We start from the raw sequence: 16973 nt of genomic DNA on the forward strand, positions 1-16973 counted from the left end.
AGATATTTAGCGCGAACCGCGGCGGGACGCTCTGGACTTGCGGGCCGCCCGGACCGATATTGAGGCAATGTCCCTGCCGCCCGGATTCCTCGACGAGCTTCGCTCCCGCCTTTCGCTCGCCCAGGTTGTGGGGCGCAAGGTCACTTGGGACATGCGAAAGTCGAATCAGGGCCGGGGTGACTGGTGGGCGCCATGCCCCTTTCACCAGGAAAAGACGGCCTCGTTCCACGTCGAGGATCGCAAGGGCTTCTACTATTGCTTCGGCTGCCACGCCAAGGGTGACGCCATCTCCTTCGTTCAGGAAACTGAAAACGTGAGCTTCATCGAGGCCATCGAGATTCTTGCGCAGGAAGCCGGCCTGCCCATGCCCGAACGCGACCCCCGGGCTCAGGAAAAGGCGGGTCAGAGAACGCAACTGACCGAGGTGATGGAGGAGGCGGTGAAGTTTTACCGCCTGCAACTGAAGACGGCCGCAGCCGCCACTGCACGCGAGTACCTGCTGAAGGCGCGTGGCCTGTCACCGGACGTGTTGGAACGCTGGCATCTCGGGTTCGCGCCGGACGGATGGCAGGCGCTTTGGGATCACCTGACCGGGAAAGGAATTGCGCCCGATCTGATCTTGCAGTGTGGCCTGGCCCGCCCGTCTGACAAGGGCCGCCAACCCTACGACACCTTCCGCAATCGGATCATCTTCCCGATCCGGGACGCCAGGGGGCGGGCGATCGCATTCGGCGGGCGGGCGATGGACCCCGGTGACAAGGCGAAATACCTCAATTCTCCGGAGACGGACCTGTTCGACAAGGGGCGCAGCCTCTACAACCACGGCCCTGCCCGCGAGGCTGCTGGCAAGGGGCAGACATTGCTGGTCGCCGAAGGCTACATGGATGTCATCGCGCTCAGTGAGGCGGGGTTCGGGGCAACGGTGGCGCCGCTTGGCACCGCGATCACAGAAGACCAGTTGCGCCTGCTGTGGCGAATCTCTCCCGAACCCGTGATTGCGCTCGATGGCGATACGGCCGGGCTGCGCGCCGGGCTTCGTCTGATCGATCTGGCTTTGCCGCTGCTCGAAGCTGGCCAATCGCTGCGCTTCTGTCTGTTGCCGGAAGGTCAGGACCCCGACGAGTATCTGAAGGCGCACGGTGCCGAGGCGATGCAAGCCCTGCTCGATGAGGCGCAGCCGATGGTGTCGTTGCTTTGGCAGCGTGAGACCGAGGGGAAGGTGCTCGACAGCCCGGAACGCCGCGCGGCGTTGGACAGAGACCTGCGCGCGGTGATCCGTCGGATCGGCGATCCGGCGATCCGGGCGCATTATGCTGAAGAAATCCGCCGACGCAGGGGCGAGCTGTTCGGATTCGGGAGCCCGCGTCGCGCTGCAACGCCGCGGCGCGGTCGCGCGAGGGCGCCTGAGGTCGCTCCCGTGGCCGGGACGCGCGCGTCGATGTTTGCTGCGGCGGGCGACGACGATGCGCTCGCGCTCCGCGAGGCGGTGATTCTCGCCACGTTGATCCGGACGCCCGCCGCGCTGGATGAATTCGCGCATGTCCTTGAAGAGCTCGAATTTTCCGCGCCCGGGCACGCGGCGCTCGCGGCCGTGCTGCTGGGTTGTGACCCAGACGACACACGAGAGACTATCGAATCGCGAATCAGCGAATCCCTTGGTACGCGGGCTCTTGAATCGCTGCTGGGTCCACGCCATGTCACGCTGGCTCCGTCGGTTCGAAAGTCCGGCGATCTGGACCTGGCCCGCCTGTGCCTGAGCGAGGAAATCGCAAAGCTCGCCGCGTTGCGCGGCGCACGACGCGAAATCGAAGAGGCGATGGCCGGTTTCGGGGAAACGCCGGAAGCGTGGATCGACTATCGCCTGAAACTGTCCGCACGGGCTCAGGAGATGGCTGGACGAAACCAGGAAACCGATAGGACGGAATATGAAATTGCCGAGAACGGTGCCCGCCTCGACCGGGACGAACGCTCGGATCTGGACGCGCTGCTGAATGCGATCGGTTTCGATCGACCCAAGCGGCGGAGAGAGTGACCCCAGGGACCCGAGACATGGAATCTCGGGCCGCCAGACGGAGGGGGGGTGGCGCTCGGCGATTCGTGCGCTATTGATTCGAGTTGAGCTAACTGCGTGAACGAATCAGCCTCCCCGAAACAGGAGTTCTGAATGGCCGCCAAGGACACGGACGACCGCAAGACCGACGATGCCGAGCAGGAAATGACGCTCGACATGAGTCAGGCGGCGGTGAAGAAGATGATCGCCGAAGCCCGCGAGAAGGGCTACATAACCTATGACCAGCTGAATCAGGTCTTACCGCCTGACCAGGTTTCCTCGGAACAGATCGAAGACGTGATGTCGATGCTCTCGGAGATGGGCATCAATGTCATCGAGGGCGAGGAAGCCGACGACGACGACGACGAGGGCGACGCGAAGGCGTCCGGCTCGACTGAGGTGGTCGAAGCATCGACGTCGCGCGAGGTCGCGGTTGCCACGACCGAGACCGAGAAGCTCGACCGCACGGACGACCCGGTCCGCATGTATCTGCGCGAGATGGGGTCCGTGGAGCTTCTGTCGCGCGAGGGCGAAATCGCGATCGCCAAGCGGATCGAGGCCGGCCGCAACACGATGATCGCCGGTCTCTGCGAAAGCCCGCTGACCTTCCAGGCCATCACGATCTGGCGCGACGAACTGTTGGCCGAGGAGATCCTGCTGCGCGACGTCATCGACCTGGAGACGACGTTCGGGCGGGGCATCGACGAGGACGGCGAGGAAGAGGAGCCCGTCGTGCAAGGCGTCGCCGTGGAGGCGAAGCCCGAGGCCAAGGAGGACGAGCCGGAGTACGACGCGGACGGCAATCCGATCAAGCGCGACGACGACGAAGACGATGACGACCAGGCCAACATGTCCCTGGCCGCGATGGAGGCCGCGCTCAAGCCGCGTGTCCTCGAAATCTTGGACCGGATTGCCCGCGACTTCACGGACCTGGAGGAGATGCAGGACGCGCGGATGTCCGCGACCCTCAACGAGGACGGTTCTTTCTCCGCCTCCGAAGAGGCGCGGTATCAGAAGTTGCGGTCCGAGATAGTCGAACTGGTCAACGAGCTTCATCTGCACGCCAACCGGATCGAGGCGCTGATCGACCAGCTTTACGGCATCAACCGCAAGATCATGTCCATCGACAGCGCGATGGTGAAGCTGGCGGACCAGGCCCGGATCAACCGCCGGGAGTTCATCGACGCCTACAAAGGCTACGAACTGGACCCGACGTGGATCGACCGCATGGGGCAGCAGCCCGGACGCGGCTGGGCCGCCCTGTTCGAGCGGTCGACCGACAAGGTGGCCGAGCTGCGGGGCGAGATGGCGCAAGTGGGCACCTATGTGGGCGTGGACATCCCTGAGTTCCGTCGTATCGTCCAGCAGGTGCAAAAGGGCGAGAAAGAGGCCCGTCAGGCCAAGAAGGAAATGGTGGAGGCGAACCTCCGCCTCGTGATCTCCATCGCCAAGAAATACACCAACCGCGGCCTGCAGTTCCTAGACCTCATCCAGGAGGGCAACATCGGCCTGATGAAGGCGGTGGACAAGTTCGAATACCGCCGCGGCTACAAGTTCTCCACCTACGCCACGTGGTGGATTCGTCAGGCGATCACACGGTCCATCGCGGACCAGGCGCGGACCATCCGCATCCCGGTCCACATGATCGAGACGATCAACAAGCTGGTCCGCACCGGCCGTCAGATGCTCCACGAGATTGGCCGCGAGCCGACGCCGGAGGAACTCGCGGACAAGTTGCAGATGCCGTTGGAAAAGGTTCGCAAGGTGATGAAGATCGCCAAGGAACCGATCAGCCTCGAAACGCCCATCGGCGACGAAGAGGACAGCCAACTCGGTGATTTCATCGAGGACAAGAACGCCGTCCTGCCGCTCGACTCGGCCATTCAGGAGAACCTGAAGGAAACGACGACCCGCGTTCTGGCCTCGCTGACTCCACGGGAGGAGCGGGTTCTGCGGATGCGCTTCGGCATCGGTATGAACACCGATCACACGTTGGAGGAAGTGGGCCAGCAGTTCAGCGTGACCCGCGAACGGATCCGGCAGATCGAGGCGAAAGCGCTCCGGAAGCTCAAGCACCCGAGCCGCAGCCGCAAGCTCCGTAGCTTCCTCGACCAGTAAGACATCGGATAATACGGAAAAAGGCCGGCGCCAACGCGTCGGCCTTTTCCGTGGTGGACGCAGTGAAATCTCCGGCCCTCGACGAGGCTGCCGCCACTCGCTCGCGAAAAGTTTGCAGAAAGAGGGTGAGACTCGAAAACGTCGCGTGCTAGCGTGCATGTCAGGCGCACGCCCCTGATCACAGTGTCCGGACTGTATGCGCCACGGGGCATATTAGCCTTTGATGACTTGGAGTTGACCTATGCGTAAATCGGCTATTGGCGCAATCCTCTGCGTTCTGATGATGGGTGCCGTGCCGGTCGCGGCGGCGCAGCAGATACACCGGCTTTCCACCCAGGCCGACCTTCTGGCCATCGGTACCTCCGAGGTTTTCGAAGTGCTGACTCGGGCCGGTATGGGCAAGGCGGATTACCTCTGCGCAGCAGGGGACTTCGCAAAGGTCCGGCTCAATGCCAGCAACAACGATCGGCTTGTCGTCGTGTATTCCCGGTCGCCGAGCCAGTTCGTCGCGAACCGATCGGCCATCGGCTTCCGACTTGCCGGATCCGACGTAAAGACCCGGAGCAACTGGTTACTGGGCCCGCGGGAAGGGCAGGTTACGAGCGTCGGTCATGCGCGTGGCTTGTGCAACGTGGCGCGTGCAAACCGCAGACTGGACGACGACGACGACTGAGGAGGATCGCAATGAAGGCTCGCATCGCCATTTTCGCAACCGTCCTATCCTTGGCGGCCGGGGTTGCGCAGGCCGACTATCTCGCGCGTAACGGTATGATCGCGGTCGGAAATCCCGCTCGTGCCGGATATGTGGAGGTGTTCCAAAAGGCACTCGCCGGACCGTCGGACTACTGGTGCGCTGCCGGGGAATATGTCCGCTACGCCGCGCGCCAGCCCGGAACCACGCGGATGTACATCGTCCGCGGCCTTGGGCCGAGCCAGGTCCGCCGCGGGCGCTCCGCTGTCGTCTTTTCCTTCGTGAAGTACGACGATATTCCCACGATGAGCGATGCGGAGAAGGGCTATTCGGTGTCAGACAGCCGGCCGGGCTATAATCTGAGTGCGGGACACGCAACGGCCTTTTGCAGTGACAGCCTCAAGAAATTTCGCAAGTACGGCTTCTAAGGAATGATCGAGGCCTTCCGGATCGAGACCCATGGCCCGGGTCTCTATGAGTTCACGCCTGAGTTGGTGGATTGGGTCGCTGCCAAGTCGGTCGGCACCGCGCTTCTGACACTTCTGGTGCGCCACACCTCGGCGTCCCTCCTGATCCAGGAGAACGCGGACCCGGAGGTGCGCGACGACCTCCACGCGTTCTTCCACCGCCTCGTGCCGCCGGCGACCGACCCGTCCATGGGTTACCTGCGGCACACTTACGAAGGTCCGGACGACATGCCGGCCCACATCAAGGCGGCGATGTTGCCGGTCTCGCTTGGCATTCCGGTCGTGGACGGGCGCATGGCGCTCGGCACCTGGCAGGGCGTCTACCTGTTCGAACACCGCAACCGACCGCACCGGCGCCAGGTCGTCGCGCATCTGGCGGGCTGAGGATCAGTCCTCCAGCACGAAGGTGATCATCATGTTCACCCGGTAGCCTGTGATGCTTCCGTTCTCGACGCTGACCTGCTGCTCCTTCACCCAGGCGCCGGAGACGTTGCGCAGGGTGTCGGAGGCGCGCTGAATGCCCATCTGGATCGCATCCTCGAAGCTCTTCGTGGATGTCGAGGAAATTTCCGTAACGCGTGCAATGCTCATGTAATCCTCCCTGTTGAGCGTTCACCATACCACGCCGGCCCGTTGCGCGGATACAGCACGCATGGCCGAATTATCGCCCCTATCTTGCGGCCCGAATTCCCCTCTACCCAATTTGTGGAGGCTCCCCTATAGTCGTCGCGACAAGAGGGAAAAATCCCCCAAGAGCAGGAACGGAAGGGGACACGATGCGCTGTCCGTTTTGTGGAAATGTCGATACCCAGGTGAAAGATTCCCGCCCGGCCGAGGATCACGTCGCGATCCGAAGGCGCCGGTTTTGCCCGGCCTGCGGCGGCCGGTTTACCACCTATGAGCGGGTGCAGTTGCGCGACCTGGTGGTCATCAAGTCGAACGGACGGCGCGAGGATTTCGACCGGGACAAGCTGGAACGCTCGATCCGCATCGCACTCCAGAAGCGCCCGGTGGAGCCAGAACGGATCGACCAGATGATTTCCGGAATCGTGCGGCGGCTGGAGAGCATGGGCGAGACGGACATTTCCTCCAAGGTGATCGGCGAGATCGTGATGGAGAGCCTGGCTCGCATCGACACGGTGGCCTACGTGCGCTTCGCGAGCGTCTACAAGAACTTCCAGGAAGCGGGCGATTTCGACAAGTTCGTCAGCGAGCTGCGACCGAAAGAAACCCCCCAGGAGTAGGCCCGGAATGGGGCCCGTACCCGACGCCGACCAACGGTGGATGGCCATGGCGCTTGGTCTGGGCGCCCGGGGGCTGGGCCGCGTCTGGCCGAACCCAGCGGTCGGGTGCGTGATCGTGCGCGATGGCCGAGTGGTCGGTCGTGGGTGGACGCAGCGCGGCGGCCGACCGCACGCTGAAACAGAAGCCCTTGCCCAGGCGGGCGACGACGCACGTGGGGCCACGGCCTATGTCACGCTCGAACCCTGCGCCCACCATGGTCAGACCCCACCCTGCGCCTCCGCTTTGGTCGCGGCTGGTGTGGCGCGCGTCGTAACTGCTCTGACCGATCCGGACCCGCGGGTGGCGGGCGGCGGTCACGAGATCCTGCGGGTGGCAGGGGTCGAGGTGACGACTGGCGTGCTTGAAGATAAGGCGCGCCAGGCCAACGATGGGTTCCTGCGCCGAGTGACGGAGGGGCGCCCGCACCTGACGCTCAAGCTGGCCACGTCGCTGGATGGTCGCATCGCCACCGCAACGGGTGAGAGTCAGTGGATCACAGGCCCTGCGGCCCGCCGCGCCGTGCACGCCATGCGCGCGCGGCACGATGCGGTGCTCGTTGGCGCGGGCACGGCACGGGCGGACGATCCCTCGCTCACGGTCCGTGGACTCGGGGTGTCTTGGCAGCCGGTGCGCATCGTCGCCTCCCGCCACCTCGACATTCCAACCGACGGCGCGCTGTTTCGCGAGATCGACGCCGCGCCGGTCTGGCTGTGCCACGGCCCGGATGCCGCGGCGGATCGGCAGGAGCGGTGGAGGACGCGCGGTGCCCGGTTGATAAGTGTGCCGTCCAGCCGGAGCCGTCAGATCGACGTGGCGACCATGTTCCGGGAACTGGGCACCGCCGGCCTGACGCGCGTATTCTGCGAGGGGGGCGGCAGCCTTGCGGCGTCGCTTCTTGCGGCGGGGGTGGTGGACGAGCTCGTCACCTTCACCGCCGGTCTCGCGCTCGGTGCGGAGGGGCAGCCGGGGCTGGGCGCCATGGGGATCGACCGGCTGGCGGACGCGCCGCGTTTCAGGCTCGACAAGCTCACGACAGTTGGACCGGACGTGTTGGCCGTCTGGAGGCCGGTGTCGGCCGACAGATCGGGGGGTGCCGGCTGAAGGGCGATCTCAGACGGTCTCTGAGCCTAGCGCCATACGGGCAGGCGGCTGGCGAGCAGGCCCTGCACTTTCGACAGCGTTCTGTTCACGGGCCCTCCGTGCGATGCTGGGATGTGCTCCAGATGGTCCAGGACCACTTCGACAGGGCACGGCAAGCCGCTTACCGGGTCTCGGTAGCGCGGATAGGCGATGAGCGCGGCATGGACCAACGCGGCGAGAGGCGGCCGGGCCATGCGCCGCGCGGGTACGGGACCAAGGTCCCGCGTCAGGCCCCAGCCTGCGTAAAATGGTGCGCCGAGGCAGGTGACGGCCCGGCCGCGGATCAGCGCCTCGAAACCCAGCAGGGAGGTCAGGGTCCAGACCTCCTCCACCACGTCGATCAGCGCAGCGGGATCGGCGCCCTCCATCACCATGTCCGCCAACGCATCCATCTGCTCCGGTTCGATTGCGCCCGGCCGTAAGCCCGCCTCGACGTCGGGGTGCGGTTTGTAAAGAATGACACAATCGGGGTTGGCCTCGCGCGCGGCGCGCAGCAGGCCGAGGTTGCTGTTGATGTCGCCACATCCCAGTCGCACCGAAGCGTCGTCCTCCACCTGACCGGCGACGAGCACGCGCGGGCCGTCGGTCAGGGGGGGAAGGGTCGATGTCCCAACATTGTATTTTGTCACGCCGGAGGAGATGAGCCGCGCCATCAGGCGCTCCGCGCGGCGTATCTCGCTTTCCGGCAAGCTTTCGGACGCCGCGATTAAATGCTCCAGTCGGCTCTCGGCGGACGGATCGTAGTGGATGCCGAGATCGTCGGTCACGAACGACAGCGGGGGAACGAGCGCCGCGCCGAGGCCGCGTGAGCGCAGGAACCCGTCTTCCACGCGGATCAGCGGGACGCTTGCTTTGGCAACTGAGGTCGCCACTTCCGGGGTGACCGCACTTGCCCAGGCAAGCAGGGGGCGGCCAGACACACGTGCACCCCGTGCCGCCCGGTGCGGCGACGCGACGAAGCGGAGGCGTTGTTCACGGCCGAACATCCCCTTCAGTGCACGTCTTTTCCGAAGCCGTATACCGGTGGCAACGTAGCCTGCTCGATCCTCCCGAAAGGCGCGGACGCGCGCTTCCTGCCCGTCGAGCGCCTCTTCGAAGCTACAGAGCCGGTCGCGGTACGGGTCGTACCAGATCGGGTAAAGGATCATGGCCGCCGCGAAAAGTTGCGCCCGGGTGAGGTGGCGGCCGCGCCGAGCCGGCGGCTCCCTGTCCTCGGTCAGGCCCCAGCCGGCGTAGTACGGCTGACCGTAGACGTGCGGCCGGTGCCCCGCGAAGATCGCCTCGAACCCCATCTGGGAGGAAACCGTGTAGACCGCAATTGCGCCCTCCAGCAGATGCCACGGGGAAAGGGGAGCGGTACAGGCTTCCACGCCTTCGGGTAGGGCGGCGGGGTCGTAATGCCCACTCCGACGCCCGGCAGCGGTCTCCGGGTGAGACTTGACGAGAATGCGCGCGCCGGGGTTGTCGAGCCGCGCGTCTGTCAGCATCTCCGCGAAGGTGACCTCCGACGCGCCGCCGTGGGCGATGGAGGCGTCGCCGCGCGGCTGGTCGATTACCAGAACATAGCCCGGGGCCGGTGGCTCCAGTTCGGGGTCGAGGGCGTTGTATTGGCTGAGGTGGGCCCGCCTGAGCCTATCTATTCCGGCGCGGGCGCGGTTAAGCAGAGGAGTATCGTCCAGCGGTGCGCCTGCCAGCAGCAGTTCGAGGTCGGACGGTTGACCGCTGTCGAAATGGACGCCGCTTTCGTCCAGCAACAGCCCCATGGGAGCCGCGCCTCTGCGTCCCGTGCGAACGGAGCGCAGGAAGGCGTCTTCCACCCGCATTAGCTTTGCTCCCATGCGGTCGGCCATGGCTTCGCCACGCCGGGCCGTGGGGCTTCGGCCCCAGACGCCAACCCAATCGTCGGGTCCCGGGCGCCCGGTGGTCACCTGCCAGCCCGACAGGCGGAGAATTCGGCGCAGGCTGGGGGCAAGAAAGCCGGCGTCATAAACGAACAACCGCCGCGGAAGTTGCTCCGCGGCGGGATCGTCCGAGCCTGGCGTCACCCGGCTCACCTAGCGGTTGGCGAGGGTGGAATAGTTCGCCACCGGGTTGAGCGTGCCGGTGATGGCCGATAGCGTCTTGCGCCATTGCACGAACGGCGCTTCGGTCACGTAGAGCGTGTCGCCGTCCCGAATGGAGAAGTCGCGCGCCTCGAAAAGGCCGTTGGGTTCGGTCAGGTCGAGCACGTAGACCATGCGCTGATCGCCAACGAGATCGGTCCGGCCGAGCACATTGCGGGCGATCTCCTCGGGCTCGTTACGGAAGACGAAGACGCCCGTCGGGTCAGCAAAGTTGCTGTTCAGCCCGCCCACCTGGGCGATGGCCTCGACGGCGCTGAGGGTCTGGGTCTGGAAGCGGACGCGGTCCTGCGTGCCGGTGGCGCCAAGCACGGAGAATGTGCGGCTGTCTTCCTCGATCAGAATGCGGTCGCCGTTGCGCAGGGCGATGTCGAGCCGCGGGTCGGTGAAAAGATCCTGGAACCAGACCCGGGACCGGTGACCGCCGCGCATGACGTTGATCTGCGCCACCTCGGGTTCGATGGTCAGCCCGCCCGCCCGCGCCAGCATGGCCGAGAGTTGCCGGGTCGGCCGTTCGATCGGGTAGACGCCCTGAGAGGCCACGCCGCCCATGACGGAAACGGACGCGCCGTCGCCGGAGAGGCGGGTGACGAGAACCTGCGGGTCCGGCGTCTGTGCGTCGAGCCTTTCCGTGATGATCTGGCGCAGCCGTTCCGGCGTGTTGCCTGCGGCCCGAATGCGTCCGGCGTAGGGGACGAAAATGAAGCCCGCGTCGTCCACCTGCACCGCGTTGAGTTCCGTCGCCGCCTGGCCTGCGCTGGACAGCAGGCCGTTGGAGACGTTCTCCCAGACGGTCAGGCCGAGCGTGTCGCCCGGGCGGATGGTGTCCGAGCCGATCTGTCCGGCGTTGAGAAACGTGTTGGAAAAGCCCAGCACGGGCGTGACGGAGGTCGCGCGGGTCACCCGGTCGTTGACCGAAACCACGAATGCGTCGCCTTCCCTCAGCACCGACCCGGCAAAGATTTCTTTCTTGTGAGGGCCGGACCGGGGCAAGCCACATCCGACGAGTGCGGCCACGAGCAAAAGGGCCAATGCCTTGGCCCACGGGAAAGGTCTGATACTCACTGCACGGGCTCCTTGACGGAAATCTGCCTCATGTTTTTTGGCAAACCCTACAGGAGAGGGCCGAAAAGGGAAGTGCGCGGCGCAGCGCAGACCGGAGTGTTGCTGCGGGAACGCGGTGCAAACGGCGCCAGTCTGGCACCTTATGGACGCCTATGGGCACGCTCTCCCGGCGTTACAGGACCAACAGACCGGCGTAGGTTGCCGCGCCCAGGGCAAACGCCCAGAAACGCGCCTCGCGCTCTTCCGGCAACTCCTCCTTGATGACGTTGAGAGTCACAGATCCCGCCAGGAGCGCGATGCAACAGGCGATCCACTTGGTGTCAATCTCGACCACAAGACCTAGAGCCCAACCGGCGAACGCGGCCACGGCGAGAATCCAGCGCCCTGGCGCCAGATAGAGCGTTCCGTGATGCCGATAGAGCGCGCGGTCGTTGACGACGAAATGCACCGCCATGGCAATGGCATAGAGCGCCATGCCGCCAGCGCCTTCCAGCCGGGCCTGCTCTTCGAGCAGGTAGCCGATGAGCATGTTGTAAAAGGCGAAGGAGCCCAGATGGAGCCAGAACACGGCGGCAGGCGTCTTTCGGTCCGGACCACCCCCACGATGCTTGGCGAGCTGTTCGAGGCCGTAATACCCTACCAGCCCCACGACCGCGAAGAGGTAGAGAAACGCGTCGATCCCGGTTTGGCCGAAGTGCTCCTCCTGCAGGCGCGCAAGTTCAGGGAAGAGATGCACGAAGACGTAGGCGACCGAGATTCCCCCCGCGATGGAGAGCCAGATGCTTCGGGGCGTCTTGTCGAGAAACGCGAGCCAGGGGCTGCAGACGTGAACGGAGGCCATGATCACTGCCGCGGCGAGCGCCAGTAGCGTTGTGTTTTCCAATCCGATCATCGTTCCCCCGCACGCTTTGGTCGCGGGTGGCGTTCAGTCCGGCCCGTGGGTGACAGGTTAGTGCCAGAAAGGGGGCGCGCAAGTCGCTGGGGCAAGTGCTGTCAGAGTGGCGGTGCCGGGTCTCCAGATAAAGGAGCGAGCGCGGGGTCGGGGGCGCCAAGAGCGAGTCGTGCGGCTCGCACTCGAAGATTATCCGATACATGACCTGAAGACAGCCCCGCCCGGATACCGCCGTGGATATCGGCGTCTCAGGCTCTACCGGCCGGCTTCAGGACTTAATCGTCACCTCCCTGCCTGCTTGGTCGGGGAGGAGGGCAAGCAGGCCGCCGCGGATGAAATGCGCCCGGGCTGCCAGCCCTGCAGCAATTCCGTGCAAGCTATCCAGAGCCGCGGATAGTCCGCGCGATTGATGCTTGCTGCCGAAGCGTCGGCGCTTTACCCCGAGTTCAACGACAGAAGGAGCCCGCCATGTTCACCGGAATCGTGACCGACATCGGAGACGTCAGGGTGCTGGAGCGACGCGGTGATCTGCGCGCCCGCATCGGCACCTCATATGACATGCAGACCGTGGCCGTTGGCGCCTCGATTGCCTGCAGCGGCGTCTGCCTGACGGTGGTCGACCGCGGTACGGACTGGTTCGACGTGGATATCTCGGCCGAGACCGTCAGCAAGACCAATATCGGCGCCTGGGTCGAGGGGAGCCGCGTCAATCTGGAGCGCGCCCTTCGGGTTGGCGACGAGCTCGGCGGGCATATCGTATCCGGTCACGTCGACGGTGTTGCCGAGGTCGTGGCCATGGCCGAGGAAGGCGACAGCACCCGCATGACCTTCCGCGCGCCGTCCGATCTCGCACGTTTCGTTGCGCCCAAGGGGTCCGTGGCGCTGGATGGCGCCTCTCTCACGGTGAACGAGGTAGAGGGCGATACCTTTGGCATCAACGTCATTCCCCACACAAAGGAGGTGACCACGCTCGGCGCGGTGCAGGTGGGGGACAGGGTGAACCTGGAGATCGACACCCTCGCCCGGTACGTGGCGCGCCTTGCGGAGGTTGGCTGATCGCGGGCCGATGGCCGCAGGGCCATTGGATATGTCTCCGCGACCGTTTGCTCGGTGGCAGGCACGGGGGGTAAAAAGAGCGTGCTGCCCTCCGGCCGCCAATGTGTTCAGTCCAAAACGACTGGCCGAAAAAAACAGGTTGTCCATAACCTGAGAAAGGCGGAATCGCCTTAAAATCACCTTAGAGTCAGCTCTAATCGTCGGATTTTCATCAGATTCAAAGGGCAGGGTGGCGTAAATACGTTGCCGTACGAGAATCAGGTGTGCCGATGATCAAGTTTAACAAGTCCCCTCGCTTCACGAAGTCAGAGGACGGGTCCGTGACCATCGAATTCGTTCTTTGGTTGCCGCTCTTCGCTTTGCTCCTCCTCCTGGCCGCGGATGCCACGCTGGCCTTCATGCGACAGAGCCAGATGTGGCAAGTGTCCCGCGAAACGGCGCGGGTTGTCTCGCGGTACGGTATGGACGAGCAAACCGCGGAGGCGTTCGCTGCATCCGCCGCCGGCATGGGCGCCACGACACCAGACGTCGATGTGACGCTCCAGGATGCCTTCGTAACTGTCGATATGGCGATGCCGCTCCGGGCCATGGCACCGTTCGGTATCCTGCGGTTCGTTGGCGGCGACGAGATCTCGGTTCGCGTCACCCATGCGATGGAGCCGATCTGATGGTCCGCGCGATAGCTTCTCGCCCGACGTTCCGAGAAGACGAGGCTGGCGCCGGGACGGTGTTCGGCCTTTTCATGTTCGTCACCTTTGCGGTTCTTCTCGGCCTCATGCTCGACGGCACGCAAGGCTGGTGGAACAAGACCCGGCTCGCGGCCGCAGCTGACATCGGCGCGCACGCCGGTGCCGTCGCGATGGCAAACGGGAAAACCGAAGACGAAATCGTGTCCTTCGCGGTCAGCGCCGTTGAAACGAACTTGCCCAGTTCGATTTTCGGTAATGTCATCGACGCCAGCACCGACGTGATCCTCACCCATTACGACCCGGTCTCCCGCAAGTTCGAGGGTGTGGGCGACCCCAACGCCGTGATGGTGCGCGTTCAGCGTTCCGAGGGATATAAAAATGCGATCCCGACATTCCTTCTGAAACTCGCCGGCTTCGGGTCCCTGGAAACTTCGGCAGTCAGCGCGAGCGTCTTCGACATCAACGGCGCCTGTAGCTCGATCGACGGCATCTATTCCTACGAAAAACTGACCCTGACGAGCCAGACGGACGTGGGCGCGGGGTTCTGCCTGCACTCGAAAGACGTCGTCTGGCTGCCACAGCAGAATACGTTCGAGGAAGGCAGCTTCGTGTCGATGCCGGACCTGGACAAGTGCAAGAACAAGTGCACCGACTCCGCGAACCCGGGCATCGTCGCGCTGGAACTCAACATGATCCTGCCGGACTACGGTGAGTGGATTCAGGACACCTACAACGCCTTTGCCGCCAGTACACCTTATGACGTTTCCGGGATCGCGTACGACTTCTTCAAGGATGTCACGCTCGGTGATCAGTCGGAACTGATCGCGAAGAAGATCCTGAAGAAGCCGGTTGCCAAGGGGACCGTGGTACCGTTGACCACGGATGACTTCCACGACCTGAGCGCTTTGCCGGCGGGTTTGGTTTACCTCGTGAACTGCAACGGGAACGGGAAGAGTTCGCGGCTGTACTTCAGCGACACTACCGGTCAGATGAGTCATGCTGCCTTGATCTCCGACTGCAATTTCGATTTCGAAGACGGCGCACGCGCGGTCGGCTCTGTCCTGATCACGATGCGCGAAAGCTCGTCGGCTACCGTGACGGCGAAATCGAAGGTGACGATCGCCGATCCCTTCCGGGCGTGCGATCCGAACGATCGAACGATCCTGATGTCGATGTCCAAGGTCAAGGTGCCTGCGAACTTCGTCATGTCCAACGTGACGCTGGTGGTCGACGACGATGTCGATATTGCTTCGGCGACCTCCAAGTCGGACTCCTCGGTCGGGTTCTCGATCCACGCCTCGGGGACGGTTCATGTCTCGTCGCAGCACACCTTCCGGGTGTGTGGAAGTGGCGAAAGCGCCCTGACGCCGAAGGGCAAGATTGTCCGGCTCGTGAACCTGCCTTAGACTCCGACCTTGATCGACATACTCAAGGGGATCGGATTGTGGTCCCAAATGCCCCGCCGTACGGCGGGGCGTGACGTTTTACGGACTTCGTTGGCGAATTCCGCCCCCATCGGGTTGAAGCGCGCAGGCGCAGTCGCTTATGTGAGGTCCACCAAAAGGAGAGGTGCAGCCATGCAACGTTTCATTCCCGACCGCGTCTTCGACGCCGACATGTCCACCGCGGGCAGGTTCGGCGACCTGCCGGACTGGGACCTGAGCGACCTCTACACCGCGCCGGACGCGCCGGAATTGAAGCGGGACATCGATTGGCTGGAGCAGGCCTGCCTGAGCTTCGCCAAGGAGTACGAGGGCCAGCTTGCAGGGTTGGACGCCAAGCAGATGCTCGATTGCGTGCTGCGTTACGAAAAGATCGAGATCATCGCCGGGCGCATCATGTCCTACGCGGGTCTGCGGTACTACCAGAACACGACGGACGGCGAGCGATCGCAGTTCCTCGGAAACTGCCAGGAAAAGATAACCGTCTTCACCACGCCGCTGGTGTTCTTCAGCCTCGAACTGAACCGCATCGAGGACGAGGCCCTTGCCACGCTGTTCGCGGAAAACGAGGACCTCGCCCGATATAAGCCCATCTTCGACAAACTGCGGGCCATGAAGCCCTATCAGCTCTCCGACGAGCTGGAAAAATTCCTGCATGACCAGTCGACTGTTGGCGCCGCAGCCTGGAACCGGCTGTTCGACGAGACGATGGCGGGGCTCGAGTTCGAGGTGAACGGGGAGGCGTACACGCTTGAATCGACACTTAATTTCCTGACCGAACAGAATCGAGACCTCCGCGAGGCGGCGGCGCGCGAGTTGGCGCGGGTTTTTGGAAGTCAGATCAAGCTCTTCGCTCGCGTTCATAATACGCTTGCCAAGGAGAAGGAGATCGAGGACCGCTGGCGTGGGATGCCAACGCCGCAGACCGGGCGACATCTGGCGAACCAGGTGGAGCCGGAAGTCGTGGAAGCGCTGCGCAATGCGGTGGTCTCCGCATACCCTCGACTCAGCCACCGGTATTACGACCTCAAGCGCAAGTGGCTCCGGCTGAATGCGCTGGAAGTGTGGGACCGCAACGCACCGCTGCCGATGGAGGACGAGCGCGTCATCGGCTGGCAGGAGGCGAAGGACACCGTTCTGTCCGCCTATTCCGGCTTCAGCCCGCGGATGGCGGACCTCGCCGAGCCGTTCTTCAGCAAGGGGTGGATCGACGCCGGGGTAAAGCCGGGCAAAGCGCCGGGCGCCTTCGCGCATCCGACGGTGGTGGAAGTGCACCCCTACGTCATGCTCAACTACCTCGGCAAACCGCGGGACGTGATGACGCTTGCCCATGAACTGGGCCACGGCGTCCATCAGGTGCTGGCGGCGGGGCAAGGTGAGTTGCTGGCCTCAACGCCGCTCACGCTGGCCGAAACTGCGAGCGTCTTTGGCGAGATGCTGACCTTCCGCAAGCTTCTGGCGCAGGCCGAAACGCCGATGCAGCGCAAGGTGCTGCTGGCGGGCAAGGTGGAGGACATGATCAACACAGTCGTCCGCCAGATCGCTTTCTACGACTTCGAGTGCAAGCTTCATGAGGCCCGCGCCCGCACCGAACTGACCCCGGACGACATCAACGCGCTCTGGATGTCGGTGCAGGGGGAAAGCCTCGGGCCGGCGTTTTCCTTCATGGAGGGCTACGAGACCTTCTGGTCCTACATTCCGCATTTCGTGCATTCGCCGTTCTACGTCTATGCCTATGCCTTCGGCGACGGGCTCGTGAATGCGCTTTACGCTGTTTACGAAGAGGGTGATCCGGACTTTCAGGAGAAGTATTTCGATATGCTCAAGGCGGGCGGCTCGAAACACCACACGGAGCTTCTGGCGCCCTTCGGGCTCGATGCCACCGACCCTGCGTTCTGGGACAAGGGGCTCTCGATGATCTCCGGCATGATCGACGAACTGGAGGCGATGGAGGCGTAA

At 64.0% G+C, this 16973-nt stretch carries 15 protein-coding genes; 11 read left to right on the top strand and 4 right to left on the bottom strand.

Annotation, left to right across the window (positions count from 1 at the left end; translation table 11 throughout):
- Window positions 1-67: 67 nt before the first annotated feature.
- The 5 genes from dnaG (at window position 68) to BM075_RS11655 (ending at window position 5710) form a co-directional block, all read left to right on the top strand.
- Entirely contained in the window at window positions 68-2032 is a 1965-nt protein-coding gene (gene dnaG / locus BM075_RS11635) for a DNA primase (RefSeq protein WP_093360860.1), read from the top strand.
- A gap of 132 nt (window positions 2033-2164) precedes the next feature.
- Complete coding sequence (gene rpoD / locus BM075_RS11640; RefSeq protein ID WP_093360861.1) at window positions 2165-4168, top strand: RNA polymerase sigma factor RpoD; 2004 nt, start codon at window positions 2165-2167, stop codon at window positions 4166-4168.
- Window positions 4169-4409: 241 nt separating this feature from the next.
- On the top strand, window positions 4410-4841 hold the full coding sequence (locus BM075_RS11645) for a hypothetical protein (RefSeq protein ID WP_093360862.1): 432 nt from the start codon (window positions 4410-4412) through the stop codon (window positions 4839-4841).
- Window positions 4842-4852: 11 nt separating this feature from the next.
- Window positions 4853-5287, top strand: coding sequence for a hypothetical protein (locus tag BM075_RS11650; protein ID WP_093360863.1), 435 nt, complete (start codon window positions 4853-4855; stop codon window positions 5285-5287).
- Window positions 5288-5290: 3 nt separating this feature from the next.
- Entirely contained in the window at window positions 5291-5710 is a 420-nt protein-coding gene (locus BM075_RS11655; RefSeq protein ID WP_093360864.1) for a secondary thiamine-phosphate synthase enzyme YjbQ, read from the top strand.
- A gap of 3 nt (window positions 5711-5713) precedes the next feature.
- On the opposite strand, the gene BM075_RS11660 is transcribed toward BM075_RS11655, so the two are convergent.
- Window positions 5714-5917 (bottom strand): dodecin family protein, encoded by a 204-nt coding sequence (locus BM075_RS11660; protein ID WP_093360865.1) that lies wholly within the window; start codon window positions 5915-5917, stop codon window positions 5714-5716.
- Window positions 5918-6102: 185 nt separating this feature from the next.
- Here BM075_RS11660 and nrdR point away from each other — a divergent pair, with 185 nt between their 5' ends.
- On the top strand, window positions 6103-6570 hold the full coding sequence (nrdR, locus tag BM075_RS11665) for a transcriptional regulator NrdR (RefSeq protein ID WP_093360866.1): 468 nt from the start codon (window positions 6103-6105) through the stop codon (window positions 6568-6570).
- Between the two features lie 7 nt (window positions 6571-6577).
- Entirely contained in the window at window positions 6578-7711 is a 1134-nt protein-coding gene (ribD, locus tag BM075_RS11670) for a bifunctional diaminohydroxyphosphoribosylaminopyrimidine deaminase/5-amino-6-(5-phosphoribosylamino)uracil reductase RibD (protein WP_245758825.1), read from the top strand.
- Window positions 7712-7737: 26 nt separating this feature from the next.
- Here the strand turns inward: ribD and BM075_RS11675 are convergent, their stop codons facing one another.
- The 3 genes from BM075_RS11675 to BM075_RS11685 all read right to left on the bottom strand — a co-directional run bounded on the left by BM075_RS11675 (window position 7738) and on the right by BM075_RS11685 (window position 11827).
- Window positions 7738-9795, bottom strand: coding sequence for a capsular polysaccharide biosynthesis protein (locus BM075_RS11675; RefSeq protein WP_093361002.1), 2058 nt, complete (start codon window positions 9793-9795; stop codon window positions 7738-7740).
- Window positions 9796-9804: 9 nt separating this feature from the next.
- Entirely contained in the window at window positions 9805-10935 is a 1131-nt protein-coding gene (locus tag BM075_RS11680) for a polysaccharide biosynthesis/export family protein (protein WP_245758826.1), read from the bottom strand.
- 172 nt (window positions 10936-11107) lie between these two features.
- Window positions 11108-11827, bottom strand: coding sequence for a hypothetical protein (locus tag BM075_RS11685; protein ID WP_093360867.1), 720 nt, complete (start codon window positions 11825-11827; stop codon window positions 11108-11110).
- A 468-nt stretch (window positions 11828-12295) separates the two neighbouring features.
- Between BM075_RS11685 and BM075_RS11690 the strand changes: the two genes are divergently transcribed.
- From BM075_RS11690 to BM075_RS11705, 4 genes are all read left to right on the top strand, one after another.
- Window positions 12296-12883, top strand: coding sequence for a riboflavin synthase (locus tag BM075_RS11690; protein WP_093360868.1), 588 nt, complete (start codon window positions 12296-12298; stop codon window positions 12881-12883).
- A 320-nt stretch (window positions 12884-13203) separates the two neighbouring features.
- Window positions 13204-13551, top strand: a complete 348-nt coding sequence (locus tag BM075_RS11695) for a TadE/TadG family type IV pilus assembly protein (RefSeq protein WP_177208320.1) — start codon at window positions 13204-13206, stop codon at window positions 13549-13551.
- Entirely contained in the window at window positions 13551-14978 is a 1428-nt protein-coding gene (locus BM075_RS11700; RefSeq protein WP_093360870.1) for a hypothetical protein, read from the top strand. Before BM075_RS11695 ends, BM075_RS11700 begins: the two co-directional genes overlap by 1 nt.
- A 171-nt stretch (window positions 14979-15149) precedes the next feature.
- Complete coding sequence (locus BM075_RS11705) at window positions 15150-16973, top strand: M3 family oligoendopeptidase (RefSeq protein WP_093360871.1); 1824 nt, start codon at window positions 15150-15152, stop codon at window positions 16971-16973.

Origin of the sequence: Tropicimonas isoalkanivorans (assembly GCF_900112335.1) — a bacterium.
Classification (GTDB): Bacteria; Pseudomonadota; Alphaproteobacteria; order Rhodobacterales; family Rhodobacteraceae; genus Tropicimonas; species Tropicimonas isoalkanivorans.

Coding starts and splice junctions, on each gene's coding strand:
- dnaG (WP_093360860.1), top strand. CDS start 68: ATGTCCCTGCCGCCCGGATTCCTCGACGAGCTTCGCTCCCGCCTTTCG.
- rpoD (WP_093360861.1), top strand. CDS start 2,165: ATGGCCGCCAAGGACACGGACGACCGCAAGACCGACGATGCCGAGCAG.
- BM075_RS11645 (WP_093360862.1), top strand. CDS start 4,410: ATGCGTAAATCGGCTATTGGCGCAATCCTCTGCGTTCTGATGATGGGT.
- BM075_RS11650 (WP_093360863.1), top strand. CDS start 4,853: ATGAAGGCTCGCATCGCCATTTTCGCAACCGTCCTATCCTTGGCGGCC.
- BM075_RS11655 (WP_093360864.1), top strand. CDS start 5,291: ATGATCGAGGCCTTCCGGATCGAGACCCATGGCCCGGGTCTCTATGAG.
- BM075_RS11660 (WP_093360865.1), bottom strand. CDS start 5,917: ATGAGCATTGCACGCGTTACGGAAATTTCCTCGACATCCACGAAGAGC.
- nrdR (WP_093360866.1), top strand. CDS start 6,103: ATGCGCTGTCCGTTTTGTGGAAATGTCGATACCCAGGTGAAAGATTCC.
- ribD (WP_245758825.1), top strand. CDS start 6,578: ATGGGGCCCGTACCCGACGCCGACCAACGGTGGATGGCCATGGCGCTT.
- BM075_RS11685 (WP_093360867.1), bottom strand. CDS start 11,827: ATGATCGGATTGGAAAACACAACGCTACTGGCGCTCGCCGCGGCAGTG.
- BM075_RS11690 (WP_093360868.1), top strand. CDS start 12,296: ATGTTCACCGGAATCGTGACCGACATCGGAGACGTCAGGGTGCTGGAG.
- BM075_RS11700 (WP_093360870.1), top strand. CDS start 13,551: ATGGTCCGCGCGATAGCTTCTCGCCCGACGTTCCGAGAAGACGAGGCT.
- BM075_RS11705 (WP_093360871.1), top strand. CDS start 15,150: ATGCAACGTTTCATTCCCGACCGCGTCTTCGACGCCGACATGTCCACC.